22 protein-coding genes, 1 tRNA gene, 2 pseudogenes and 1 riboswitch are annotated in these 26249 nt (G+C 41.9%); of the genes and pseudogenes, 20 read left to right on the plus strand and 5 right to left on the minus strand.

What is annotated here, in order from left to right:
* The first annotated feature begins 31 nt into the window (after positions 1-31).
* Both LI126_RS09895 and LI126_RS09900 read left to right on the plus strand, forming a co-directional pair.
* Positions 32-718 (plus strand): MBL fold metallo-hydrolase, encoded by a 687-nt coding sequence (locus LI126_RS09895; RefSeq protein WP_055146502.1) that lies wholly within the window; start codon positions 32-34, stop codon positions 716-718.
* Positions 715-834 (plus strand): annotated as a pseudogene (locus tag LI126_RS09900) (VOC family protein); the annotation flags it as partial. The gene LI126_RS09895 and the pseudogene LI126_RS09900, both read left to right, overlap by 4 nt.
* 131 nt (positions 835-965) lie before the next feature.
* On the opposite strand, the gene LI126_RS09905 reads toward LI126_RS09900, so the two are convergent.
* Positions 966-1050, minus strand: a tRNA-Leu gene (locus tag LI126_RS09905).
* A 187-nt stretch (positions 1051-1237) separates the two neighbouring features.
* On the opposite strand from LI126_RS09905, the gene LI126_RS09910 reads away from it, so the two are divergent.
* Positions 1238-2299 carry an FUSC family protein gene (locus LI126_RS09910; RefSeq protein ID WP_227165284.1) on the plus strand — a complete coding sequence of 354 codons (1062 nt, stop codon included), beginning with the start codon at positions 1238-1240 and terminating at the stop codon, positions 2297-2299.
* 64 nt (positions 2300-2363) lie between these two features.
* Here LI126_RS09910 and LI126_RS09915 read toward each other — a convergent pair whose 3' ends face one another.
* Positions 2364-2852, minus strand: a complete 489-nt coding sequence (locus tag LI126_RS09915) for a DNA-deoxyinosine glycosylase (protein ID WP_015529950.1) — start codon at positions 2850-2852, stop codon at positions 2364-2366.
* Between the two features lie 215 nt (positions 2853-3067).
* Between LI126_RS09915 and LI126_RS09920 the strand changes: the two genes are divergently transcribed.
* The gene (locus LI126_RS09920) at positions 3068-3919 is read left to right on the plus strand and encodes an FKBP-type peptidyl-prolyl cis-trans isomerase (RefSeq protein ID WP_020437095.1); all 852 of its coding nucleotides are present in this window, start codon (positions 3068-3070) and stop codon (positions 3917-3919) included.
* A 135-nt stretch (positions 3920-4054) separates the two neighbouring features.
* Here the strand turns inward: LI126_RS09920 and LI126_RS09925 are convergent, their stop codons facing one another.
* Together LI126_RS09925 and LI126_RS09930 are read right to left on the minus strand one after the other, a co-directional pair.
* Positions 4055-4741, minus strand: a complete 687-nt coding sequence (locus LI126_RS09925; protein ID WP_055158305.1) for an ABC transporter ATP-binding protein — start codon at positions 4739-4741, stop codon at positions 4055-4057.
* Between the two features lie 43 nt (positions 4742-4784).
* Positions 4785-5609 (minus strand): annotated as a pseudogene (locus LI126_RS09930) (N-acetylmuramoyl-L-alanine amidase family protein); the annotation flags it as partial.
* Positions 5610-6080: 471 nt separating this feature from the next.
* On the opposite strand from LI126_RS09930, the gene LI126_RS09935 reads away from it, so the two are divergent.
* From LI126_RS09935 to LI126_RS10010, 16 genes are all read left to right on the plus strand, one after another.
* Positions 6081-6677 carry a chromate transporter gene (locus tag LI126_RS09935; RefSeq protein WP_227165286.1) on the plus strand — a complete coding sequence of 199 codons (597 nt, stop codon included), beginning with the start codon at positions 6081-6083 and terminating at the stop codon, positions 6675-6677.
* Entirely contained in the window at positions 6674-7234 is a 561-nt protein-coding gene (locus LI126_RS09940; protein ID WP_227165287.1) for a chromate transporter, read from the plus strand. The genes LI126_RS09935 and LI126_RS09940 overlap by 4 nt, the downstream gene beginning before the upstream one ends.
* A gap of 153 nt (positions 7235-7387) precedes the next feature.
* Complete coding sequence (rsmH, locus tag LI126_RS09945) at positions 7388-8467, plus strand: 16S rRNA (cytosine(1402)-N(4))-methyltransferase RsmH (protein ID WP_227165288.1); 1080 nt, start codon at positions 7388-7390, stop codon at positions 8465-8467.
* Between the two features lie 32 nt (positions 8468-8499).
* Positions 8500-8761, plus strand: a riboswitch (cobalamin riboswitch).
* Positions 8762-8909: 148 nt separating this feature from the next.
* Positions 8910-11792 carry a hypothetical protein gene (locus tag LI126_RS09950; protein ID WP_227165289.1) on the plus strand — a complete coding sequence of 961 codons (2883 nt, stop codon included), beginning with the start codon at positions 8910-8912 and terminating at the stop codon, positions 11790-11792.
* Positions 11793-11806: 14 nt separating this feature from the next.
* On the plus strand, positions 11807-13021 hold the full coding sequence (locus tag LI126_RS09955; RefSeq protein ID WP_227165290.1) for an ABC transporter substrate-binding protein: 1215 nt from the start codon (positions 11807-11809) through the stop codon (positions 13019-13021).
* Between the two features lie 4 nt (positions 13022-13025).
* A complete protein-coding gene (locus tag LI126_RS09960; RefSeq protein WP_020436748.1) occupies positions 13026-14066 on the plus strand; it encodes a FecCD family ABC transporter permease in 1041 nt (346 codons plus the stop codon).
* A 1-nt stretch (position 14067) separates the two neighbouring features.
* Complete coding sequence (locus tag LI126_RS09965; RefSeq protein WP_227165291.1) at positions 14068-15159, plus strand: ABC transporter ATP-binding protein; 1092 nt, start codon at positions 14068-14070, stop codon at positions 15157-15159.
* Between the two features lie 168 nt (positions 15160-15327).
* The gene (locus tag LI126_RS09970) at positions 15328-16704 is read left to right on the plus strand and encodes a sodium-dependent transporter (RefSeq protein ID WP_020436749.1); all 1377 of its coding nucleotides are present in this window, start codon (positions 15328-15330) and stop codon (positions 16702-16704) included.
* A gap of 189 nt (positions 16705-16893) precedes the next feature.
* Positions 16894-18576: a phospho-sugar mutase gene (locus LI126_RS09975; RefSeq protein ID WP_055173187.1), complete on the plus strand. Its 1683-nt coding sequence runs from the start codon at positions 16894-16896 to the stop codon at positions 18574-18576.
* Between the two features lie 151 nt (positions 18577-18727).
* The gene (gene thrH / locus LI126_RS09980) at positions 18728-19330 is read left to right on the plus strand and encodes a bifunctional phosphoserine phosphatase/homoserine phosphotransferase ThrH (RefSeq protein ID WP_227165292.1); all 603 of its coding nucleotides are present in this window, start codon (positions 18728-18730) and stop codon (positions 19328-19330) included.
* Positions 19331-19644: 314 nt separating this feature from the next.
* Entirely contained in the window at positions 19645-20415 is a 771-nt protein-coding gene (locus LI126_RS09985) for an inositol monophosphatase family protein (RefSeq protein ID WP_020436750.1), read from the plus strand.
* 47 nt (positions 20416-20462) lie between these two features.
* Positions 20463-21236, plus strand: a complete 774-nt coding sequence (locus LI126_RS09990) for a MurR/RpiR family transcriptional regulator (RefSeq protein WP_055146538.1) — start codon at positions 20463-20465, stop codon at positions 21234-21236.
* Positions 21237-21501: 265 nt separating this feature from the next.
* Positions 21502-21810: a PTS sugar transporter subunit IIB gene (locus LI126_RS09995; protein WP_015529965.1), complete on the plus strand. Its 309-nt coding sequence runs from the start codon at positions 21502-21504 to the stop codon at positions 21808-21810.
* A gap of 43 nt (positions 21811-21853) precedes the next feature.
* Complete coding sequence (locus LI126_RS10000; RefSeq protein WP_015529966.1) at positions 21854-23167, plus strand: PTS sugar transporter subunit IIC; 1314 nt, start codon at positions 21854-21856, stop codon at positions 23165-23167.
* A 42-nt stretch (positions 23168-23209) separates the two neighbouring features.
* Complete coding sequence (locus LI126_RS10005; RefSeq protein WP_020436744.1) at positions 23210-23527, plus strand: PTS lactose/cellobiose transporter subunit IIA; 318 nt, start codon at positions 23210-23212, stop codon at positions 23525-23527.
* Positions 23528-23625: 98 nt separating this feature from the next.
* Positions 23626-25056 (plus strand): 6-phospho-beta-glucosidase, encoded by a 1431-nt coding sequence (locus LI126_RS10010; RefSeq protein ID WP_178742109.1) that lies wholly within the window; start codon positions 23626-23628, stop codon positions 25054-25056.
* Between the two features lie 112 nt (positions 25057-25168).
* Here the strand turns inward: LI126_RS10010 and LI126_RS10015 are convergent, their stop codons facing one another.
* Positions 25169-26188 (minus strand): AraC family transcriptional regulator, encoded by a 1020-nt coding sequence (locus LI126_RS10015; RefSeq protein WP_117498962.1) that lies wholly within the window; start codon positions 26186-26188, stop codon positions 25169-25171.
* Positions 26189-26249 lie beyond the last annotated feature (61 nt).

The following is a 26249-nucleotide window of genomic DNA, read 5'->3' on the forward strand; positions in this document are numbered from 1 at the left end:
GTTTCCAATATTAATTTATACAGGAGATATTATGAAAATTACTTACATTAACCACAGTGGATTTTTACTTGAAACCAAAGATTGCTACTATATTTTTGATTATTATAAGGGTGAATTACCGCACCTTGATAAGGAAAAAGAAGTAATCGTTTTTTGTAGTCACTTCCATAAGGATCATTTTAACCCTCAAATTTTTGAGATTCTTGATGATATGGGGATGACTTATCAGGCAGTCCTGGCGAATGATATACGAAAAAGAAATCATTTGACAGATATGAAGATTACATATGTTTATCATGATCAGACTTATAATCTGGATAATGATACCAAAGTTGATACATTGCTGTCTAACGATAGTGGTGTAGCATTTATTGTCAAAACAAAGGAAGGTACCATTTATCATGCCGGCGACTTAAATGACTGGTATTGGGATGGTGAACCGAAAGCTGACAACCAGAGACTTACTTCAGCATATCGTGCAGAAATCAGGAAAATTAAGGGTATGCATTTTGATGCTGCATTTGTTCCTTTAGATCCGAGGCAGGGAGATCACTATGCCGACGGAATTCTGTATTTCCTTAAAAATGTAGATTGCAATGTCATTTTTCCAATGCATTACTGGAATGATGCCAATGTAATTAAGCGGTTTATTACTGAATATCCGCAATATAAGTCACGTATTAAAGACACAGAATGTACAAAAGGAGAAGAATTATGAAGTTTAAGATGATTCACGAGAACTACAATGTATCAGACCTGGAGCGATCTATTAAATTTTACAACGAGGCCCTTGATCTGCACGAAGTGAGAAGAAAGACTACGGATGATTTTATCAAAGATCCAGATGGATACTGGCTTGAGATTCTGCCATAAAGCTAGTTGAGAAAACGAAAAATGTGCTAATTTCAGATAACAAAAAAATAAGAGAAATCCTTGAATCAAGGATTTCTCTCACATTCTATCAATGCGGAAGAGGAGACTTGAACTCCCACAGGATAAAACTCCCACTAGAACCTGAATCTAGCGCGTCTGCCATTCCGCCACTTCCGCTCGACACAAACTATCTTATCATAGAGCCTGCGTTTTGTAAAGTCTAAAAATTAAATTCTATATATTGTTCGAATAATTTAGATTTATCAGAAAACTTTAATAAAGTTTTTATTGACTCCGAGATGGATTTGTATTATAGTTTCTCGTTGATATTTTGAAGAAAAATAACAGTGGGAGGAAGAGATATATGACATTTTATCAGGAGTTACAGCTCAGTTCAGTTGCATCTAAGCAGCTGATCAAAGCGACAGAAGACAAGAAGGAAAGGTATCGCCACATTCTAATTTATAATTTTAAAGTCTATCTTGTAATGGCATTTTGTGTGGCGGTAGTTTCTTTATACAGTCATTTCACAGGGAATAACAACAGTGTAGTAGGCGTTACAGTGCTTCTTGCGGTGCTTGTTCTTCGACAGGCAGATTTTGGAATTCGTACAACGCACGGATTGGCCTCGATTGTCGGAATCTTTGGAATATTGATTGCAGGACCGAAGCTTTCGAATATGGTGTCACCGGTTCCGGCATTCTTTATTAATATAGTATGTATTTTGCTTCTTATGATTCTGGGATGTCACAATGTGATCATGTACAATCATTCTACATTTGTTCTTGGATATCTTCTTCTCCAGGGATATGATGTGACCGGACAGGAGTACTTGTATCGCGTGGTTGGCCTTTTGGTTGGAATGGTATTGTGTATGGCAATCTTCTATAAGAATCAGAAGAACAGACCGTATAGAAGATCATTTCTTGATTTGTTCCGCGAGTTCAATATCAGCTCTGCAAGAAACAGATGGTACATTCGTCTTTCATTTGTTGTTTCCAGTGCAATGTTATTCATGTCATTGCTTGGACTTCCGAGAGCAATGTGGGCGGGGATCGCAAGCATGTCTGTTTGTCTTCCATTCCCGGATGACTGTAAAGAACGAGCAGGAAAGAGAGCTGCATTTAATATAGTAGGATGTCTGTTATTTGTTATCCTGTATTTGGTGCTTCCGGAGTCAATGTATCCATACATCGGAATGATCGGAGGAATTGGAGTCGGATATTCTGCAGGGTATGCATGGCAGACAGCATTTAATACATTTGGAGCATTATCGATCGCGTCCGGCTTGTTTGGGATGCCGTATGCGGTAGCGCTTCGTATTGGGGCAAATGTATTTGGCGCGGCATACACGATGGCATGCAATAAGATTCTGCCGAGACTGGCAGCAGTGTTTGAGCAGAGAAGAGAACAGGTTAGCGAATAATCTAAGTTGTTTGAAATAGTAATTTATTTGAATAAAAATGGAGTGAGAACTGAGGCAATATAATTCACCTCAGTATCTCACTCCATTTTTCGTACAAACGGTCCAGTGACCAGGCGGCATTGGCTGGGCTGGTGGAAGGAAGCACAAGGATGTCTCTTTCGGTCAGCGGCTGCTGATATTTCTTATAAAGAGCTCCGGCTTTATTTCCGTTTGCATAGATTTGTCGAATCTGACAATGATCTAGGATTTGTTTCAAATCAGTTGGTGTCACATTTTTGATACTGCTGTCACTGGAGCCTTTGATGTCACAGCTTTGAATAACATCCCAGATGGCGATATGGTGGCGGAGTAACATGGCCGTTTTCTCTTCAACTGTCTGCGGAGTTTCCTCCTCACAAAGTTTCGCCAACAATTTCCAGAATCGATTTTGTTTATGTCCGTAGTAGAAATTATTTTCCCGTGATTTTACAGAAGGAAGAGTTCCAAGAATCAGAATCTCGGAGTCTTCATTATATATTGGTTCAAAGGAATGGGTAATGTGTTCATATTCCATGGTTGTGCTCACTTTCTGATGGTTTGGAGTAAGTTTTATAACAAGTATAGTGTCTTGAGGAGATTGTGTCAATGATACTGTTTGCGTTGCTGGTCGCACATCGTGTGAACAGTAACTGCTACAAGGAGCAACTTCGCATCTACACAAAGGTTGCTTTTACCTGCGTAATGGATTATACTAGTCTGACAGGGAATTTTGAAACGGAGGATTTTACAATGAAAATTGCAGTAACTTATGACAACGGAAATATTTTCCAGCATTTTGGAAAGACAGAGACTTTCAAAGTGTACGAAGTGGAAGATAATAAGGTAGTTTCCAGTGAAGTGATCGGTTCTAATGGGGAAGGACACGGAGCACTGGCAGGACTGCTTGCAGGACAGAATGTAGATGTTCTGATCTGTGGTGGAATCGGTGGCGGAGCTCAGACAGCACTTGCAGAGGCTGGCGTTGAATTATGTTCAGGTGCTCAGGGAGACGCAGATCAGGCAGTAGAGGCATACCTGAAAGGCGAGCTTGTATCCAGAGGAGCTACATGTGATCATCATCACCATGAGGAAGGACATTCCTGTGGAGATCATGAAGAGGGACATTCTTGTGGAAGCAGCTGCGGTGGCGGATGCGGATCACACACTACAATGGAAGGAAAGAATGTTGGAAAGAAATGCCGTACACATTACAAAGGAACATTCAATGACGGAACTCAGTTTGATTCTTCTTATGATCGTGGAGAGCCGCTTGAGTTTGTATGCGGTGCAGGACAGATGATCAAAGGATTTGATGCAGCAGTAGCTGATATGGAAGTTGGTCAGGTAGTGGACATCCATCTGATGCCGGAAGAAGCTTATGGAATGCCGAATCCGGAAGCTATCTTCACAGTAGAGATTGCAGAACTCCCGGGATCTGAAGACCTTGAAGTGGGACAGCAGGTTTACCTGTCCAATCAGTATGGACAGCCATTTCCGGTAAAGGTAACAGCTAAGGAAGAGACAACAATCACTTTCGATGCAAACCATGAGATGGCAGGAAAAGAACTGAACTTCAAGATTGAGCTTGTATCAGTAGAATAAAAAGTGAATAGAAGTAATTAGAAATTCTACTAAGAAATATCTAATAAGAAACATAGAAAGAGGGCAGTGCTTCAACGATTGAGAAATCGTAAAGTACTGCCCTCTCTCTGTAATTGCAGGTAAAGATTTAAATTGCTACGGATTTACACTATCACTCACAATCTTTCCATCCATAATGCGGACAACACGGTCAACCTGATTGGCAATTTCATCATCATGTGTAATGATAATAACTGTTCTTCCAGACTCATGAAGGTCTTTGAGGATATTCATAATCTCGATAGTTGATTTACTGTCCAGGTTACCGGTCGGCTCATCGGCAAGGATGATCGGCGGCTGTGCGGCAATTGCTCTGGCTACAGCGACACGCTGCTGCTGTCCACCGGAAAGCTGGTTCGGTCTGTGATCCATACGATTTTCCAGTCCAACTTTCGATAGAGCTTCCCCGGCAATCTCTTTTCTTTGCTGCTTTCCAAGTCCGCGATAGATCAGTGGAAGTTCTACATTTCCAAGTGCATCCAAGTTTGGAATCAGATTAAATCCCTGAAAGATGAAGCCGATCTTGTGATTGCGGATATCAGACAGTTCATTGTCTGAGAGATTGGCAACATCTTTTCCGTCCAGAAAATATTCCCCGGAATCAGGTGTGTCAAGACAGCCGAGCATATTCATAAATGTAGATTTACCAGAACCGGAATGTCCGACAATGGCAATAAATTCCCCCTGGTTGATTTCAAGAGAAACATCATCCAGTGCGCGGACTTCATTTTCTCCAGGATTGTAGATCTTGTACATATTTTTAACACGAATGAGTGGCTCCATAATAACCTCCTTAAAAAATAAAATAAATAACTCAATAAGAATTCTAATTTCCAAAATAAGCATTGAGTCCAAGAACCAGACCATCAGCCAGACTATTTAGTGTGGAATCACTGTGGTCAGAGCTTGCATTTCCAAGTTCCATATCAACAGACGGAATCGTACTATAAGAAGTCTGCGTCAGATCGATATTCATAGAACCATTTTGGTAAATGGTCAATCCTTCTGTACGAAGTCCTTCTACAAGAGATGCTCCAAGTGCATCATGTTCCTGCCAGTGGGAAGCGACAGGTTCCATACTTTTCAGACCATCCGGCACGGAAATGTAGAAACAGCCTTTGTCATACCCCAATCCATCTCCATCCCAGTGGAGTGAGATGTGACAGTCAGCTACATTGTTACAGAGTACGGTGCGGGCAACATTATCAAGCTGGACATCGTCGCTGTTTCTCACCATAAGGACATCATATCCTTGAGCAAGTAGCTTATCTTTCAGAATCTGAGCCATCTGAAGTGTAACAGTGCTTTCAGCAGTTCCATCGTTAAATGTCATTCCCCCGGAAACTGCAGTCGCATAAGTTGCACCCTGAGCAGTGCTTCCGCCGGTTGTCTTTGGAGAACCATCCGGGTGACACTGTGTCTTTACAGAAGCACCACCGGAAGTTCCATGTCCGGCATTCACGCCAACGACGATATCCTTGCGATCAGAATCTGCAAGATAAATAGTAGCTGTTCCAGAATTGATTGCAGAAAAGTCTGCGTATTGCCAGGAAGGGTCAAAGCTGATCTCCTGTCCATTGCTGTAAAGAGCCGCTGCGCCGGTCAGCAGTTCCTGCTGAGTTACGGATTCAGATTCAGAAGCAGATGGGGTGGCGGCATCAGCAGAAGAAGTTTCATCTACAGTTTCATTTTCAGAATCTGATGAGATAGAAAAATCATCCGCTGTCTTGGGTGGTGCCTTAGTACCCTGCGCCTGCGCCGTGTCCGTACTGGATTTGTGCTGTATGCTACCGCATCCGGTCAGGCAGTAACATAGGAGAACGGCACAAGAGAATCGAAAAAATAGGTTTTTCAATTTCAATCTCCTTTATGATAAATATTACTGTTCTCATTGTATCATAATCATTTTCCAAATAGGGAAAATTCAGATAAAATTAAGGTTTCAAAAAGGAAAATATAATGTAAAAAATTCAAGGCGATTGCATAATCATTTTGATTGCGATAGACTACAAGAGAAAGAATACCATAGTTAGGGAATTTTGCCTGCCAATAGCATATAGTGTGGTGGGAGTTCTAGTGCTACGCAATTCGCATAATCATAATATACGAGGACAATATATATATGGAAGAACAACAAGAAAAAACGCAAGATAAAAAATTGTGGAAGGTTTTCTGGTCAACCTTTTACTTAAGCGCGTTCACATTTGGTGGAGGTTATGTGATCGTCAGCCTGATGAAGAAAAAGTTCGTAGATGAATATCATTGGATTGAGGAAGAAGAAATGTTGGATCTTGTCGCGATCGCGCAGTCGGCACCGGGAGCAATCGCAGTGAACGGAGCAATCGTAATCGGATATAAACTGGCTGGAATTGCGGGGATTCTGACAGCAATTGCCGGGACAGTAATCCCACCATTTCTTATTATATCGATACTTTCTGCCGGTTATCAGGCATTTCGAAGTAACCAGATCATCAGCTTAATGCTCGAAGGAATGCAGGCCGGAGTGGGCGCCGTGATCGCATCTGTGACATATGACATGGGTGCCGGAATCGTGAAGAAGAAAGATGCTTTGTCATACGTACTTATGGTCGGGGCATTTATAGCTTCCTGCATATTTGAGGTAAATGTAGTCTATGTGATTCTGATCTGTGGAATTGTCGGAGTACTCCGCGCATTAATTGAGAAAAAAATCACGAAGAAAGGAAGTGAAGAGAAATGATTTATTTGAAATTATTTTTAAGCTTTCTTCAGATTGGACTGTTCAGCTTTGGCGGCGGTTATGCGGCGATGCCTCTGATCCGGGAACAGGTAGTGTCGCAGCACGACTGGCTTACGATGACAGAATTCACAGATTTGATCACGATTTCCCAGATGACACCTGGGCCAATTGCGATCAATGCGGCAACATTTGTCGGCAGCAAGATTGCGGGAGTTCCGGGATCTGTTGCGGCGACCTGTGGGTGCATTCTGCCGTCTTGTATTATCGTAACTTTGATCGCATGGTTTTATTTAAGATATAAGAAAATGAAAATGTTCCAGAGCGTGCTGGAATCCTTAAGACCGGCAGTTGTCGCACTGATCGCATCCGCAGGTATCGCAATTTTGCACACTGCATTCTGGACAGATGGAATTGTGCAGTTTGCGGCGACAAAATGGTCTATGGTGGTGATCTTCGGAATCTGTCTGTTACTGCTTCGTAAGACAAAACTGAATCCGGTGGTTGTGATGATGTTTGCCGGAGTGATGAACGTGGCAGTAAGATATGCAGCCGGATAAAATAGCGAATCCATGCAGGTTTCGGTAAAGAAATGTGAATAGGTGAAAAATATGAAGACTTATGTGGAAAACATTTCAAAGTTCATGGTATATTGTGAATAACTTTCATGGTATACTGTACATACGTTGTAAAGATAAGAACAGGAGAGCGAAATGAGCGAACAGAACAATCAGAACATACAAGAATCACAGACACCGCACAAGCGTCGTGTGAGATATAAAGGAAAATACCCGAAGAAATTCGAGGAGAAATATAAAGAGTTACAGCCGGAGAAATACAAGGATACGATCGCGCATGTAATCCAGAAGGGAAATACTCCTGCCGGAATGCACATTTCTATCATGGTAAATGAGATCCTGGATTTCCTGAAAATCCAGCCGGGTGAGACTGGATTTGACGCGACACTCGGATACGGTGGACATACGAAAGCAATGCTGGAATGTCTGAAAGGTGAGGGGCACATCTATGCAACAGATGTTGACCCGGAAGAGTCTGCAAAGACAAGAAAACGTCTGGCAGATCAGGGATTCGGAGAAGACATTTTAAGTATCCGTCTGCAGAATTTCTGCACGATCGATGAGATTGCAAAAGAAGTTGGAGGATTTGATTTTATCCTTGCGGACCTTGGAGTTTCCTCTATGCAGATCGACAATCCGAAGAGAGGATTTTCCTTCAAAGTTGACGGACCGCTGGATCTGCGACTGAACCAGGAGAAGGGAATCAGCGCAGCAGAGCGACTCGACAACATTTCCGAGGAAGAGCTTGCCGGAATGCTTTACGAGAATTCAGATGAGCCATACTGCGAAGAGCTGGCGAAAGCAATCATGGATGAGATTCGCAGAGGCAATCGCATCGATACAACAACAAAGCTTAGAAATGTGATTGAGAAGACTTTGGATTTTCTTCCAAATAATAAAGAAAAGAAGGACATTATCAAAAAGACTTGCCAAAGAACATTCCAGGCACTTCGTATTGATGTCAATAATGAGTTCGAAGTGCTTTATGAATTCATGGAGAAACTTCCGGGAGCATTAAAACCGGGCGGAAGAGTAGCAATTCTTACATTCCATTCTGGAGAGGACAAGCTTGTAAAAAAAGCACTCAAAGCAGGATATAAAGAAGGAATCTATTCCGAATATGCAAGGGATGTTGTACGTCCGTCAGCGCAGGAATGTGCACAGAACGGAAGAGCAAGATCTACGAAGATGCGCTGGGCCGTGAAGGCGGAATAGTTGACTTCAATATAATGAAATGTTATAGTTAGTCAGAAATAATAGCGTTCGGTGCTGTTTGATCAGGGAATATATTTCCATATCCTGATCGAAACAGGTAAAAGGGAAACAGGTGCAAGACCTGTACGAACTCGTCACTGTGAGCAGAGATGCGGTCTTCTTAGAAATTAGATTTCAGAAGACCGCTCCTATACAGACAAGTGTGGAGAGTCCGCACATCCACTGGGAGACCGGGAAGGTGTTCTGTATAGAAGATCTGTAAGTCAGGAAACCTGCCGGTCGCTGGTGCGGGGAATATACGAATTCCAGATCACGAGTAATTGATTGTACCGAAAGAATCATTTATTACTGTTCACACTATGTGCGACCAGCAAAACATCTCGTTAGGATAATTCTATCCATTTTCCGTGTTATATTTACAACCTAAGAGGAGACAGAAAAAATGAGAAATAAGAGCAGATGGCTTGCACTTATGCTGACAGGTTCTATGATGATTTCACCATTGTCTTATACAAGAACATATGCGGCAGAAAATGAGCAGCAGTATGAGACAAATTTACAGGAAACTGTTGAGGTGGAAGAAGCTGATACAGATAAGAAACAAGATGAGAGTCAGATAGAAGACGCAGGAAATGTTAAAGAAGATCAGACAGAGGAATCTGATAAAGTTGATAATTCTTCGGATAAATCAGATGATCAGAATTCAATCGAAGCAGAAACAAAACCAAATTTAGAGAATAACTCAGAAAATAATTCAGAAAACAACTTAGAAAATAACTCAGAAGAGAAAGATACAGAAACCACTGGGAAAAATCCAGGCACAACTGTCTCAGATCAGGTTGCGGACGAAAAAACTGATAACAAGGATACACAGATAAAAGATGAGACAGGCAAGTCAGAACCTTCTACGGATTCTAACGATTCTACGAATACTCCGGAACCGGAACTTCCGCCACTGCAGGAGGCTCCTTCTGTAACAGGAGAATCTGTGAAAGTAGTAAAAGAAGACGCTGAAGAGTTCAAGATGTTCAAGGTCAGTGAATCAACAGTTGTTGAAAAGGATGGCGAACTTGATATTACGATCAAGACAAACAACACAGGATTTGATGCGCTATATCTTGGTTCAAAAGATGACTTGTTGAAAGCATCTATTATAGAAGGAACAAAGGATGAAGAAGGTGCATGGACATTTCATTTCAATGTTCCGAAAGAAAAAGCAGGCCAGACAATTCCAGTATCTTTGAGAAAGTCAAAAGATCAGACCTGGTATGACAAACAGTACTTATGGATGTACATTCCGAATCCGGGAGAAACCTCAACACCGGATCCAGCACCAACTCCAACTCCGACACCGGATCCGGTTCCAAATCCGAATCCAGCACCGGAAGCAACAGTAGCAAACGGAATCTACAGTATGGACGTAACTTCCAGTTCTTCCATGTTTAAAGTAGTGGATTGTATTCTGACAGCAAAAGACGGAAAAATGAGTGCCGTGCTTACATTAAGCGGAACCGGTTACGGCTATCTGTATATGGGAACAAAGGAAGAGGCTGCAAGCGCAGATCAGTCATCCTGGATTCCATATCAGGTGAATAAAGAAGGAAAATATACTTATACCGTTCCGGTAGAAGCGTTGGATAAGGAAATCGCAGTAGCAGCCTATTCCATTAAAAAAGGAATCTGGTATGACAGAACGCTGACTTTCCAGTCAGAGACAATGAAGAAGATTGCCAATCTTAATTCTACAGATTCTGAGAATAAAGGTGATTCCGGAAACAACGGAAACACAGGAAATTCCGGAACTACTGGTGGTTCCAACAATACAGGTAATACAGGAACAAACAATTCTGCTTTTCCAGGCGGTTCTGTATCTGGAACTAATTCAGGAAAAACAGATGGAAATGACGGAAAAGCAGATAATGTATCAAAATACGAATCCGATACAAGTGGTTCTACTTCTCATGTAGACAGTGGAACAACACTGAAAGACGGTGTATATACTCCGGATCGTTTTACCTGGTCAGGTGGAACAGGTAAGGTTCAAATCACTTGTAATAAAGTAACGATTAAGAACGGACAGGCTTATGCAACACTCGTGTTCAGCAGTGATCATTATCAGTATGTGAAAGCGAATGGAAATAAGTATTACACAACAAAGGGCGGCGGATCAGCGACAGCTGTTATCCCAGTTGCATTGAATCAGAACAATAAGATTATTGGAATGACAGATAAAATGTCTGTTGCACATGAGATAGAATATACGATTTTCATTTATCTTGCAGCGGCGAATGGAGGAACATCTGCAAACGGAACAGATGTTTCAACAAGCAGTAACCAGAAGCTGGATGAACAAGCACCTGAAATTATAGGTTTGGAATATCAGTCAGAAACAAAGCTTGACTATGCAGAATATTTCAAGATTTATCATTATGATCAGGGGATTGTACTTCTTGAAATCGATATGACGAAGGACACAGCAAGAGACCCGGAAAAAGCAGAGGAAACAAAGTCTGAAAATGAGAAGTCTGCAGAAGATAAAGAGAAGTCTTCCAAGAAGAAAGTAGCTTCTGTTACGATCAATAGATCAGAAGATTCTAAGAACTCAGATGCAGAAAGCAAAGTAGATGCTTCTGTCGAGGAATCCGCAGCTTCGGATAACAACGGCACAAGCGAACAGGAACTGGCAGCAGAGCTTTACAAGGGAAATGTTGTGAAATATCTGATTGTTCCGGAGGATGTGGAAGTTCCGGTTGGTCTTGAGCAGGATATGATCATTGTGAAAAAACCGACAGATCATACTTATGCAGAGTCTGATGAGATTCTGAATACGATGAAAGATCTCGATCTTCTTGATAATATTGTGGCAGTTGGAATAAAGAGCAAAGACTGTACAGTATCCGAGATTGCTGATAAGATGAAAGCAAAAGACGGAGAGAAGAATGCTGAAGTTGCATATGCAGGAACAGCGGACAAGTTGAAACTGAAGAATTTTGTGAAGAGTGAAGTGAATCTTGCATTGTTTACAGGAGATATTCTTCCAAGAGAAGATTCTGAGGAAAATGCAGCGAAAGATACTGACAAAATAGCAGATAAAGACAGTAAAGATACAAAAGAGACTCTGACAGTAGAAGAGAAGACGGAACAGTTCGAAGAGCTGACAGAAAAGCTTGCAATGCTTGGTATTCCGGTTTTTGTTGATCGTTCTTCCGAGGAAAAGACAGAACTTGGAAAGCAGGAGTGGATCAAGGTTTACGGTGTTCTCTACGGATGTGAAGAGCTGACGAACGAGAAGTTTGATGCGGCAGTAGCAGCGGCAGAGAAATAGGAGAGAAAAATAGAATGAAGATAAGAAGATGCAGAATCACAGCGTTAATGCTTTCAGCTGCACTTCTGCTCGGAGGCTGCGGTTCTACCGCAGCCTCCGGTGGAAACAGCGGTAATAATTCAGCAGGTGCAGATGTAACAAAGGATAAGACCAAAGATGCAGCCGACAAGACAAAAAAAGCACCGGAGATCGAAGGGCTTACTTATGAATCTACAATGGATCTGACTTACGCGACAGAATTCGATGTATACTATTATAAGGATGGATATAAGTTGATCGATGTCCATGAAGATAAGCAATATCTGATCGTTCCGGAAGGTGAAGAAGAACCGGAAAATCTGGCGGATGATATTGTTGTGATCCAGCAGCCGACAGAGAATATTTATATGGCGGCGACAGCATCCATGTCTCTGTTTGATGCAATCGGCGGAATTGACAAGGTGAAATTCTCCGGGCTTGAGGCTTCCGGCTGGTATGTAGAGAGTGCAAAGGAAGCAATGGAATCCGGAGCGATGACATTTGCGGGAAAATACAGCGAACCGGATTATGAGACTCTCGTTGACGGAGACTGTGATCTGGCAATCGAATCAACGATGATCCTTCATACACCGAAGGTACAGGAAATGATCGAAGATCTTGGGATTCCGGTATTTGTAGACTACTCCAGTTATGAGTCACATCCGCTTGGAAGAACCGAGTGGATCAAGCTTTATGGGGCGCTTCTGAATAAAGAGGAAGAAGCGGATACATTTTTTGACCAGCAGGCTCACGTGATCGAGGAACTGAAAGGATTCGAGAACACGGAAAAGACGGTTGCTTATTTCTATGTGAGTACAGATGGTTCAATCGTTGTGAGAAAATCTAACGATTATATTCCGTCAATGATCGAAATCGCAGGTGGAAGATATGCGTTCAAAGATCTGAAGAATCCGGACAGCAACGCACCATCTGTTAAACTGACGATGGAGGAATTCTATGCAACTGCTGTAGATGCAGATTATCTGATCTACAACGGGACGATCGACGGACAGATAAATAGTATCAGTGAGTTGGAAGCAAAGAATGAATTGTTCTCTGAATTCAAGGCGGTGAAAGACGGAAATGTCTGGTATACCGGAAAGAACTTATATCAGGCAACAGATACAGTCGGAGAGCTGATCAAAGATATGCATCTGATGTTGACAGACGGTGATGCATCTCAGATGACATTTCTTGAAAAGATGGAGTAGAAGAATGGAGCAGACAAGTTTTCATCAGGAAAATTTCAGACGGCGTACAAGATACACAGCGGTATTTCTGATTCTTGCAGCAGTATTTTGTGTTGTGACAGTGCTAAATATCAATACCGGAAATATTCATATTCCGGTGCCTAAGATTCTGCGCATTCTCTTTCTGAAAGAAGGAGCGGCGACAGAGTACAATATTATATGGAAGATCCGTCTTCCGAGAATTCTGATGGCAGCATTGCTTGGTGGTGCATTGTCTCTTTCAGGCTTTTTGCTGCAGACATTTTTTTCTAATCCTATTGCCGGACCTTTCGTTCTCGGAATTTCTTCCGGAGCGAAAATGGTCGTGGCACTTACAATGATCGTGTATTTGAAATATATCGGAAGATTTTCTTCGTATACACTGATTCTTGCAGCATTTATCGGGTCGCTGATCTCGACGGGATTTATCCTTCTGATGTCGAAAAAAGTGCAGCATATGGCGTCTCTTCTTGTCGGGGGGATCATGATTGGATATATCTGTTCGGCTATCACGGATTTTGTTGTGACATTTGCGGATGATTCTGATATTGTGAATCTGCACGGATGGTCACAGGGAAGTTTTTCCGGAATGAGCTGGAGCAATATTCGTGTGGCAGCAGTGGTTGTCGGACTTGCGGTGCTGTTTACATTTTTCCTGTCCAAACCAATCAGTGCATATCAATTGGGAGAAGCATATGCGCAGAGTATGGGAGTCAACATCAAGACATTTCGCGTGATTTTGATTTTGCTTTCCAGTATTCTGTCAGCGTGTGTGACAGCATTTGCGGGACCGATTTCCTTCGTGGGAATCGCAGTTCCGTTTCTTGCAAGGAAGGCATTTGGAACGTCAAAACCGATCGTGGTTATACCGGGAACGTTCTTTATGGGAGCTGTGTTCTGTATGATCTGTGACTTGATCGCACGAATGGCACTGGCACCGGTGGAATTGAATATCAGTACGGTGACTTCTATTCTGGGTGCACCGATCGTTATCTATATGATGATACCGAAGGGAGGAAGAAAATAAGATGGCAGATTATTATTTTCAAATGAAAGACCTGTCGGTAGGTTATAATGGAAACTCCCTGATCCGTGATATTAATATCGGGATCAACAAGGGGGAGATCGTGACTTTGATCGGGCCGAATGGTTCAGGAAAGTCAACGATTTTGAAAAGTATTACAAGACAGCTGAAAGTCGTTGGAGGAAATGTATTTTTTGACGATACTTCTCTTCTGAAACTGCCGTACAAAGAGCTTGCGTCTAAGATGGCGGTCGTGTTGACGGATCGGATCAAGACAGAGTTGATGACTTGTCATGATATTGTGGCGACCGGACGCTATCCTTACACAGGACGACTTGGGATTCTGACGCAGGAAGATGAATGTCTGGTGGAAGAGGCGATGCAGGCGGTGCATGCGCAGAAGCTCGGCAACCGTGATTTTAATGCGATTAGTGACGGACAGAAGCAGCGCGTTCTGCTGGCGAGAGCAATCTGTCAGGACCCGGATGTGATTGTTTTAGATGAGCCGACTTCGTTCCTGGATGTAAAATATAAGTTGGAGCTGTTGTCTATCCTTGAGCGGATGGCAAGGCAGAAGAAGATTACGGTGATTATGTCTCTTCATGAAATCGATCTGGCACAGAAGATTTCAGATAAGATCATCTGTGTTAAAGGTGAGACGATTTCACATTACGGAAGTCCGGAAGAAGTATTTACAGAAGAAATCATTCGCGAATTGTATGGAATCAATAATGGATATTTTGACCCGCTTTTTGGAAGTATTGAACTTCCTGCGCCGGAGGGTGAGCCGGAAGTGTTCGTGATCTCTTCCGGCGGAACTGGAATCCCGGTTTATCGAAGACTTCAGAAGGAGCACATCCCGTTTGCGGCAGGTATTTTATATGAAAATGATATGGATTACCGGCTGGCAAGATTACTGGCAGCAGAAGTGATCACGGAAGAACCGTTTGAGGAGATTCGGGAAGAAACGCTTCAGAAAGCATTTGAGACAATGGGGAAATGTAAGCGTGTGATCAATGCCGGAGTGAAGATCGGAACATGGAATATAGGGATTGAGAGATTGCTTGAAAGAGCAGAAATAGAAGGAAAATTATAAAAACGTATAAAAATGAGCCGAGATGGCATTTTAAATGTGTTTTAAAAAGCGCTGTCAACGCTCTTTTTTGTTGCTATTCATGATTGTGAATGGTAGAATAGAACAGTATAGGCTATAAAAAAGATGGGAAAATAGCAGTACAGACTGTTATGTGATGGGAGGCAATTTATGAGTAACAATGGACAATCAGCAAAGAGAGCAAGCTTCTCGGGTAAAATCGGATATGTGCTTGCTGTTGCAGGCTCAGCAGTCGGCCTGGGAAATATCTGGAGATTCCCGTATCTGGCTGCGAAATATGGAGGGGGAATCTTCCTTCTCGTTTATCTGATTCTGACCGTATCTTTTGGATATGTTCTGATCATGTCAGAGACAGCACTTGGAAGAATGACAAGAAAAAGTCCGGTTGGAGCTTTTCAGACATTTGGTAAGACAAAATCATTTAAGATCGGCGGATGGCTCAATGCAATAATCCCAATGCTGATCGTGCCGTATTATAGTTCGATCGGTGGCTGGGTTATCAAGTACCTTGCAGAGTATTTGAAAGGAAATGTGCAGACTGTTGCACAGGACGGATATTTTACAGAATTTATTTCAGATTCTTTTCAGGTAGAAGCATGGTTCATCGTGTTTTCTATTCTTGTATTCTGCGTTATCCTGGCAGGAGTTGAGAATGGTGTAGAGCGAGTATCTAAGATTATGATGCCAATCCTTGTTATCCTTGCGGTTATCGTAGCAATTTATTCTGTAACAAGACCGGGAGCAATTGAAGGTGTGAAGTATTTCCTGATTCCGAATCCAAAGCACTTCTCAGCAATGACGGTTGTTGCGGCAATGGGACAGATGTTCTACTCCCTGTCAATCGCGATGGGAATTTTGTATACATATGGTTCTTATATTGGTAAAGACGTTGATCTTGAGAAGAGTACAACACAGGTTGAGATTTTCGATACAGCAATCGCAATGCTCGCAGGACTTATGATCATTCCGGCTGTATTTGCATTCTCTGGTGGAAACCCGGACAATCTGCAGGCAGGACCATCTCTGATGTTCATCACACTTCCGAAGGTATTCGCAAGTATGGGCGTTGGAAGGCTGGCTGGTATCCTGTTCTTCATATTGGTACTTCTTGCAGCAGTGACAAGTGCAATCTCACTTCTGGAGACAAGCGTATCTACATTCCAGGATGAACTTCACTGGAGCAGACCGAAATGCTGTATCCTTATGGTTGCTGTTATGCTTATAATCGGAACCTTATCTTCTATGGGATATGGAGTACTGAGCTTTATTCAGATTTTCGGAATGGCATGTCTGGACTTCTTTGACTTCCTGACAAATTCAGTGATGATGCCACTTGCAGCACTTGCAACATGCTTCTTGATCGTTCGTACCGTTGGATTTGACAAGATTGCAAGGGAGATTGAGCAGTCATCTGCATTTAAGAGAAAGAAATTATACATGTTCTTTATGAAATATCTGGCACCGATCTGCCTGATTATTATATTATTAAGTTCTATTGCAAATGTATTGGGAATTATTTCTATGTAATGGAAAATGCTTGTTAAAATAGACAAGTAATCTTGCTGTAAATCTACCTGCATGGTATAATATGACTAGACTTGTAAAGTTTAGAAACAGTTCAGCCATACAACGAAGTGGTCATAAACTGACGGTCTTACGTTGTATGGCTGAATTGCAATAATTTTACATTTTAAGAAAATAATAGGAGTGATTAAGATGTATCAGGAAGAGTATAAGCGCTGGATGGCAGCAGACCTGGAAGACGCAGATCTGATGCCGGAGTTAACTAAAATCGAGGGAAATGATGATGAGATCAAGGAGCGTTTCGCAGTTGCGCTGAAGTTTGGAACAGCCGGACTTCGTGGTGTTCTTGGAGCAGGAACAAACAGAATGAATATCTATGTTGTTCGTCAGGCTACACAGGGACTCGCTAACTGGGTAAAGACACAGGGCGGTACACAGACAGTAGCGATCAGCTACGACAGCCGACTCAAGAGTGATGTGTTTGCGAAGACAGCAGCAGGAGTTCTTGCAGCGAACGGAATTAAAGTAAGAATCTACGATGCTCTGATGCCAGTACCGGCACTTTCCTTTGCAACACGCTATTATAACTGTAACGCAGGTGTTATGGTAACAGCATCCCACAACCCGGCGAAGTATAACGGATATAAGGCATACGGACCGGATGGATGCCAGATGACAGATGATGCAGCAGCAATCGTATACGAAGAGATCCAGAAGACAGATGTACTTACAGGTGCAAAGTATATATCTTTTGCTCAGGGAGTTGAAGAAGGTCTGATCCGTTTCGTAGGAGATGACTGTAAGGATGCACTGTATGAGGCAATCGAGTCCCGTCAGGTTCGTCCGGGTCTGTGCAAGAGTGCAGGACTGAAGCTTGTATACAGCCCACTGAATGGATCTGGATTAGTACCGGTAACACGTGTACTTAAAGACATCGGAATCACAGATGTAACAATCGTACCGGAGCAGGAGTACCCGAATGGATATTTCACAACATGCAGCTACCCGAACCCAGAGATCTTTGCAGCACTTGAGCTGGGACTGAATCTTGCGAAAGAGACAGGCGCAGACCTCATGCTTGCAACAGACCCAGATGCAGACCGTGTAGGAATCGCTATGAAGTGCCCGGATGGATCCTATGAGCTTGTTTCAGGAAATGAAGTCGGAGTTCTTCTTCTTGACTACATCGCAGCAGGACGTATCGAGAAAGGCACAATGCCTGAGAAACCAGTAGCAGTGAAATCTCTCGTATCTACACCACTTGCAGATGCAGTTGCAGAGCATTACGGAGTAGAACTTCGCAACGTACTGACAGGATTCAAATGGATTGGAGATCAGATTGCGAACCTCGAGGCAGCAGGAGAAGTTGACCGTTTTATCTTCGGATTTGAAGAGAGCTACGGATACCTTGCAGGACCTTATGTACGTGATAAAGATGCAATCATCGGATCTATGCTGATCTGTGAGATGGCCGCTTACTACAGAAGCATCGGAAGCTCACTGAAACAGAGACTGGAAGAGATCTACGCACAGTACGGACGTTATCTCAACAAGATCGATAGCTTTGAATTCCCGGGACTGAGCGGAATGGATAAGATGTCAGGAATCATGGAAAATCTTCGTAAGAATCCTCTGGAAGAGATCGCAGGATACAAAGTAGCCAGCGTGATCGATTACGAGAAGACAGAAGAAACAGGACTTCCGAAGGCTAACGTACTTGTTTACAAACTGGAGAACAACGAGACAGTAATCGTTCGTCCATCCGGAACAGAGCCGAAGATCAAGATCTACTACACAACACTTGGTAAAGATCTTGCAGAGGCAGAAGCTGAGAAAGAGAAGCTTGCAGAAGCATTGAAACCTATTATGGAGTAATAGAAGATGGGAAAGGGGATCAGATATCTGGTCTCCTTTTTCACTGTCGTAAAAAAATAAGTAGTAAATATGTAGCATATATGTTAAAATCAATACATTACAGTAAAGTAATAAAGTGATTAGAGAACGAAACAGATGGAGGAATATTACGATGTATATAACATGTCTTGATGTAGAGGGAGTACTTGTACCGGAGATTTGGATTGCATTCGCAGAGGCGAGTGGAATTCCGGAACTCAAGAAGACAACAAGAGACGAACCTGACTATGATAAATTGATGAATTGGAGACTTGGAATTCTGAGAGAGCATGGTCTCGGACTGAAAGAGATCCAGGAGACAATCGCAAAGATCGATCCGCTTCCGGGAGCGAGAGAGTTCTTAGATGAGCTCCGCACATTCAGTCAGGTAATCCTGATCAGTGATACATTTACACAGTTTGCCACACCGCTGATGGAGAAGCTGGGCTGGCCGACACTGTTCTGCAACAGTCTGGAAGTAGCTGAGGACGGCGAGATTACAGGATTCAAGATGCGCGTAGAGCAGGCTAAACTGAGTACTGTGAAAGCACTGCAGTCTATCGGATTCGACACGATCGCAAGCGGAGATTCCTACAATGACCTTGGCATGATCCAGGCAAGTAAGGCAGGATTCTTGTTCCGCAGCACAGAGCAGATCAAAGCAGATCATCCGGAACTTCCGGCATATGAGACTTATGATGAGCTTCTGACAGCAATTAAAGACGCGATGAAATAGAGGATGAAAATACGAAAAAGCATCTGCACAGCCTGAATTGGCCGGTTGCAGATGTTTTTTTATATGTTAGGAAAGTTCTTTCCTAACATATAAAAAAACGCTCCACTTAGGATGCGCACTGCGGCGTACAAGGTAGGCGTCGCAAGCGACCGCCGCAGGCGCAAGAATGTGCCGAGCACATTCTTTGTTCTATATAGATTAATGTAGAAAATCATGATAAGATAGAAAGACAAAGAAGTATTAGCAGAATCAGCAGTATAGAAAAATGGAATCTGTAAGATTGGATGAATAAACAGGAAAGGACTACAACCAACATGTTATACGATGAAATCATGAAGATAGTGACACTGGCAGGGGAACTGATGCTTCAGGCACAGGACGAGGAACTGACAGTTTTTGATAAAGAAGGAACTGCAAACTTTGTGACAAAGCATGACAAGGAGATTCAGTTTTATCTGATCCAGAATTTGCGTCAACTCATACCGGAAGCGACATTTCTTGCAGAGGAAGACGGGATGCAGCAGGAACTTGGAGATGGCTATTGTTTCATTATAGATCCGATTGACGGAACGACGAACTTTATCTTTGATTACAAGCACAGTTGTATCTCAGTCGGTCTGACAAAGTTTGGAAGAATGCTGTTTGGCTGTGTTTACAACCCTTACACAAGAGAAATGTATTCCGCTGTGAAAGGCGAAGGGGCAAAGCTGAACGGAAAAGAGATTCACTGTTCGGATAAAGGACTTGCAGATAATCTGGTTGCATTCGGAACTGCACGGTATCAGACAGAAGATACAGACAGAATCTTTGACCATGCGAAGAAGCTGTATCTGAACAGCCTTGGAATTCGTGCAGGTGGTTCTGCAGCGCTTGATATCTGCCGTGTGGCATCCGGCGCAAATGGAGTCTATCTTGAACTAATGCTGTATCCGTGGGATTATGCGGCAGCATCACTGATCGTGATGGAAGCAGGAGGATTTATCTCAACAGCAGAGGGCGGAATGATCACGTTGGATCAGCCGTGTTCCATCCTGGCAGCAGGACGGCAGTGCTGGAAGGAAGCAAGTCAGCTGTTGAGTGAATGATCAGAAGAATGGAATAGAGAGAAAAAATAGAAAGGAACTGAATTCATATGTTTACGCATGAGATGATAAAGTCGTTTAATCAGTTGGAGATGGATGTATATAATTACATTATCGGCAATGAAGAGAAAGTAGTATATATGAAAGTACGTGAACTGGCAGAGGAGGTTCATGTTTCGACAACAACGATCCTTCGCTTTTGTAAAAAGGTAGGATGCGAGGGATATTCTGAATTCCGTTTGAAATTAAAACAGGAAGTCAACAGCAAAGAACAGAAGAAAATCAATATGGATCTTACTGCGGTTAAAGATTTCTTTGAGAGGGTGCAGACACAGGCATTTGCTGAGAATATCCAGGAAGCTGTGAAGTTGCTTACAAAGGCATCGTCAATTATATTTGTAGGTGTGGGAAATTCTTCTATTATAGGAAAGTATGGGGCAAGATATTTTAATAATGTAGGCTGGTTTTCATTTGCTATTGATGATCCGTTCACGCCAGTATTTCGTGGAAAAGGTGAGAGAACAGCTACAATCGCATTGTCTGTATCAGGAGAGACGGAACAGACACTGATGTTGGCAGAAAAGTTGAAAAGAAGAGGGAGCAGCCTGATATCTATTACAAATAAGGCAAACTGTTCTTTGGCGAAGATGAGTGACTGCAATATAAATTATTATGTTTCAGAGTATAAAAAAGACGAAAATTATGATCTGACATCCCAAATGGCAGTCGTTTTTATTTTGGAATTAATCGGAAGAGAATTGGAGGGCGTCCATAACGATACAGATGATCTGTTTCAAAATGATATGGAAGACTTATTTCATTAAGGTTGTAGAATGTAATGGTACGAATAGTAACCAGATAAGTAACAAAAAAAACAGGATACACGAAAAAGTATCATAATATACAAAAAAGGAAAGTGAAAACAGTGCATTTTACACAATAAAGTAGAATGCCCTGTTTTTTTTATGTAACAAATTCCGTCTATATGGAACGGAAACTAGAAACAGGAAAAAGTACTGACAAAATGGAAAATGCCTGTTATACTAGCACCATCAAAACAAATGAGAAAAAATTAGGGAGGAAACAATCATGGTAATTCGATTATTTTGTGCAGCAGGAATGTCAACAAGTCTTTTGGTAAAAAAGATGGAAGAGGCAGCAAAGGAAAAAGGAAAAGATGCTGACATCGCAGCATATCCATTTACAGATATGGAACGCATGATTGAAGGCGCGGATGTAGCACTGCTCGGACCACAGGTAGGATATCAGCTTGCCAGAGCAAAAGAGATCTGTGATCCAAAAGGGGTTCCGGTAGATGTGATCCCAATGCAGGATTATGGAATGTGCAATGGAATGAATGTTTTGAAATTTGCATATAAGCTTGCGAAAAATAAATAAGAGAAAACAAAGATACACAATTTAAAGTAAAGGGTAGTAGCAAATGAAAGAGAAATTTAACGAAAAAGTAATCCCTGTGATCCTTAAGTTTATTAATACAAAGGGAATACAGTCAATAAAAAATGGTATGGTGACTTCCATGTCTCCTCTGATCATCGGATCAATCTTCCTGATCCTGTCAAACTTTCCGGTAAAGGCAGTTGTCGATGTATTAGAGTCTACAGGAATCAAAGCAGTATTAGATCAGGCATGTGGCGCAACATTCTCCATCAGTGCGATGATCGCAGTTATCGGTATCAGCTATAGCTATGCGAAACTGGAAAATCAGGAACCACTCAACTGTGCAATTATTTCATTGGCATCATTCTTGATTCTGATGCCTTCGTCCAAAACAACAGAAAGTGGAGAAGTTGTTGGTGGAATCATTGATAAGACATGGACAGCAGGACAGGGAATGATTGGAGCAATCATTGTCGGATTGATCGTACCGCTTGTTTACTGTTGGTTCTTGAAGAAAAATATACGTATTAAAATGCCGGCCGGAGTTCCGGAAGGTGTAACAAATGCATTCTCAGCATTAATCCCGGCATTCGTAATCCTGACAGGGACTGCAGTAATTCACGGTATCTGTTCTATTGGATTCAACACAACAGGTATGGAAATTATTTACAAAGTTGTTCAGACACCACTTCAGAAAATGACAGACTCCCTTGGTGGAGCAGTTCTGATGTGCTTTATGGGACCATTCCTGTGGTTCTTCGGAGTTCATGGTTCAACAGTAGTTGGTGGAATCATGACAGGACTTTTACAGGCAAACAGCCTTGCAAACCAGGCTATTATTGACAGTGGTGTAGAACTTACAATAGCAAACGGAGGCCATATTGTAACACAGCAGTTTTATGATCAGTTTATCAATATAACAGGTGCAGGTATCACAATCGGACTTGTAATGTATATGTTCTTCTTTGCAAAATCAAAACAGTTGAAAGCACTTGGTAAAGTGGGAATTATTCCGGCAATATTTGGAATCAATGAGCCAGTTCTGTTTGGTACTCCGATCGTTATGAACCCAATGCTTGCAATTCCGTTTATTGGAATGCCTGTGATTGCATGTTTAATCCAGTATTTTGCACTGTATACAGGAATCTGCCCATTATATGGAGCAACACAGATTCCATGGACTTGTCCACCGATTATCTCAGGATTCCTTTTAGCAGGATGGAAAAGTGCTTTGCTTCAGTTAGTAATCCTTTGTGTTTCATTCTTTGTTTATCTGCCATTCATTAAGAAGGTTGACAAGATGAATCTGGTTCAGGAGAAGAATCAGCCAGTAGAAGATGAGGATGAAGACTGGTAAAATCAGAATTTAAAAATAATAAAAGCAGGACAGGAGACAAAAATGGACGAAAAATTTGAATTGGCATGTTTTCAGATTATTACATATGTAGGTACAGCAAGAACACATTTTATCAATGCAATCCATTGTGCGAAAGAGGGAAAATACGATGAGGCAGCAGAGCTGATCAAACAAGGAGATGAAGCCTTTTCACTTGGGCATAACGCTCATGCAGACCTTCTGACAATGGATGCAAATGGAGAGATTTCTAATGGATACATGCTTCTGATGCATGCAGAAGATCAGCTTATGAGTGCAGAGAGTTTCCGTATTCTCGCAGATGAATTCATTGCACTGTATAAGAGAATTGATGAGAAATAATCATCAAGATGTAATTGAATATAGAAACAGAAAAGTTGGGGGCAAAAGCCCCCAACACTATTATACAAAGCAATTAAGACAACAGGAAGGAAATAACAATGGGATTTCGAAAAGATTTTCTCTGGGGTGGCGCAGTTGCTGCTCATCAGCTGGAAGGTGCCTATGATCGAGATGGAAAAGGCTTGAGCATTATGGACGTTGTAACCAGCGGAGATGTAAATACAAGAAGAAGAATAACAGGTGAAATACTAAAAGGCGAGAATTATCCGAATCATGAAGCAATCGATTTTTATGATTACTATAAAGAAGATATCCGCTTATTTGCGGAAATGGGATTCAAGTGTTTCCGTACAAGTATTGCATGGACACGTATCTTCCCAAATGGTGATGAAGAACAGCCGAATGAAGCCGGATTAAAATTCTATGATGACATGTTTGATGAATGTCTGAAATATGGGATCGAACCAGTGATCACACTGAGTCATTTTGAGATGCCTCTGCATCTTGTACAAGAGTACGGTGGATGGAGAAGCAGAAAACTGATTGATTTCTTCGTGAAATTTGCAGTAACATGCTTTGAGCGATACAAAGACAAAGTAAAATACTGGATGACATTTAATGAGATTAATAATCAGGCAGATATCGGTGACGGATTCATGCTTTACGCTAATTCCGGGATTGTAGTTAAACCAGAAGAAAATGTAGAAGAATTGATGTATCAGGCATCTCACTACGAACTGGTTGCCAGTGCCGAAGCGATAAAAGCAGGACATAAGATCAATCCGGAATTTCAGATTGGCTGCATGATCGCAATGTGCCCGATCTATCCGGCTACCTGCCGTCCGGAAGATATACTGCAGGCTGAAAAAGCCATGCAGAAAAGATATTATTATACAGATGTGCATGTAAAAGGAGAATACCCTGTAAATATTTTGAAATACTGGGAAAGAAAAGACCTTAAGATTGACGTAACAGAAGAAGATCTTGCAGTGTTAAAACAGGGCTGTGTCGATTATATCGGTTTCAGTTATTATATGTCTTTCTGTACAAAAGCAAAACCAGACAATCCGGAATATGACTACCGCGGAGAAAAGGATCGCATAAAGAATCAGTACGTAAAGGCAAGTGAATGGGGATGGCAGATTGATCCGATTGGACTGCGCTATTCATTGAACTGGTTTACAGATCGCTACAAAGTACCACTGTTTATTGTAGAAAATGGATTTGGAGCATATGATACTTTAGAAGAGGATGGAAGCATCCACGATCCATACCGTGTAGAATATCTGCAACACCACATTTCAGAAATGAAAAAGGCGGTAGAGGAAGATGGTGTAGATCTGATGGGTTATACACCATGGGGATGCATCGACCTTGTCAGTGCAGGAAGCGGTGAGATGGATAAGAGATATGGATTCATCTATGTGGATAAACATAACGATGGAACAGGAGACTTGTCCAGAAGAAAGAAAGATTCTTTCGAGTGGTATAAAGAAGTTATTTCAACAAACGGCGAAAATATCAATTAGTTAATAGAATGACTGTTAAAAAAAGTGTCTATATCAAGAAACGATAAAAGGTTCTGATATAGACACTTTTTGCACTTAGGAAGAGGTAAAATAAAGGGTGTAAGTTTTTTACCTATCCCCTATATTCCCCCGGCTGGCAGTGATACTTCTCCTGGAACTTCTTATAGAAGAAGGTGACATTTTCATATCCGGCTCGCTGGGCAATTTCAGTTATCGGAAGATTTGTCTGCTTCAGCAGGTTGGCAGCGGTCTGTAGTTTCTGCGCCTGGATCAACTGAATATAAGTCATACCAGTATATTTCTTGAGAAGACGCGTGACATAGTTTGGACTGATATGGAAAAAGTCAGCGACGGATTCCTGCGTACATGTTCTGAAATTCCGTTCAATATAACGCAGCATAGGAATCACAACACTGTTGTGTGAGTAGGAATCTTCCTTTGTCAAATCGTCTTCGTAGACATTGATCAATTCCGCCATGATCGTGTAGAAAAGATGCATGATGATATCCGTAGAATTAATGGATGGATCAAAGCACTCACAGAACAGTTCATTAAAGAACATTGGAATTCTACGGTCATTTTCTGAGTGGAAAAGCAGGTAGTGGTCATGGTCAGTCTTTTCGTTGATCGCATTGATAAAAAATCGGGAGAGTATACTATCATTAGAAAACTGATTAAACATATGCTCACGCAGGAAGTCTGTCTTGGGGATAATACTGATCATGATATCATTCTCTCCAAGCGGAGCAATTGAGTGTGGGCAGTTTGTGTCAATCAGGAGAACCTGGTTCTTTTGCAGAGTAATCGGATGTCCGTCAATGACCTGAGGACAGCTACCGGAATAGACATAGTTGATTTCAATGTGAGTATGGATATGCTCCGGAACTGCGCTGAAACGGGAGTTTCTCTTAATTGATATCTCAGAGAGTTCTGCATTAAGCCCGGGAGCGTGAGAGGGTGGTTTGTTATCAAGGGAGAAATATGCAACATCCAAGTCCAATACAGAATATTCCACTCCATTATGTTGTTTCTTCGGCATATCTTTCCAGCCGTCGTAAATATATCCATTGCGATATTTTTCCTCACTAGGGGATAACGTGGTAAGATAATGATGTAACGCTTTCAGATTCATAAGATGGACACCTCCTTTGCATGAAGTGTATCAGACTGTGTGGAAATGGTCAATAAAAAGT

The sequence above is a fragment of the Mediterraneibacter sp. 210702-DFI.5.30 genome (assembly GCF_020560115.1).
Lineage (GTDB): Bacteria > Bacillota > Clostridia > Lachnospirales > Lachnospiraceae > Mediterraneibacter > Mediterraneibacter faecis.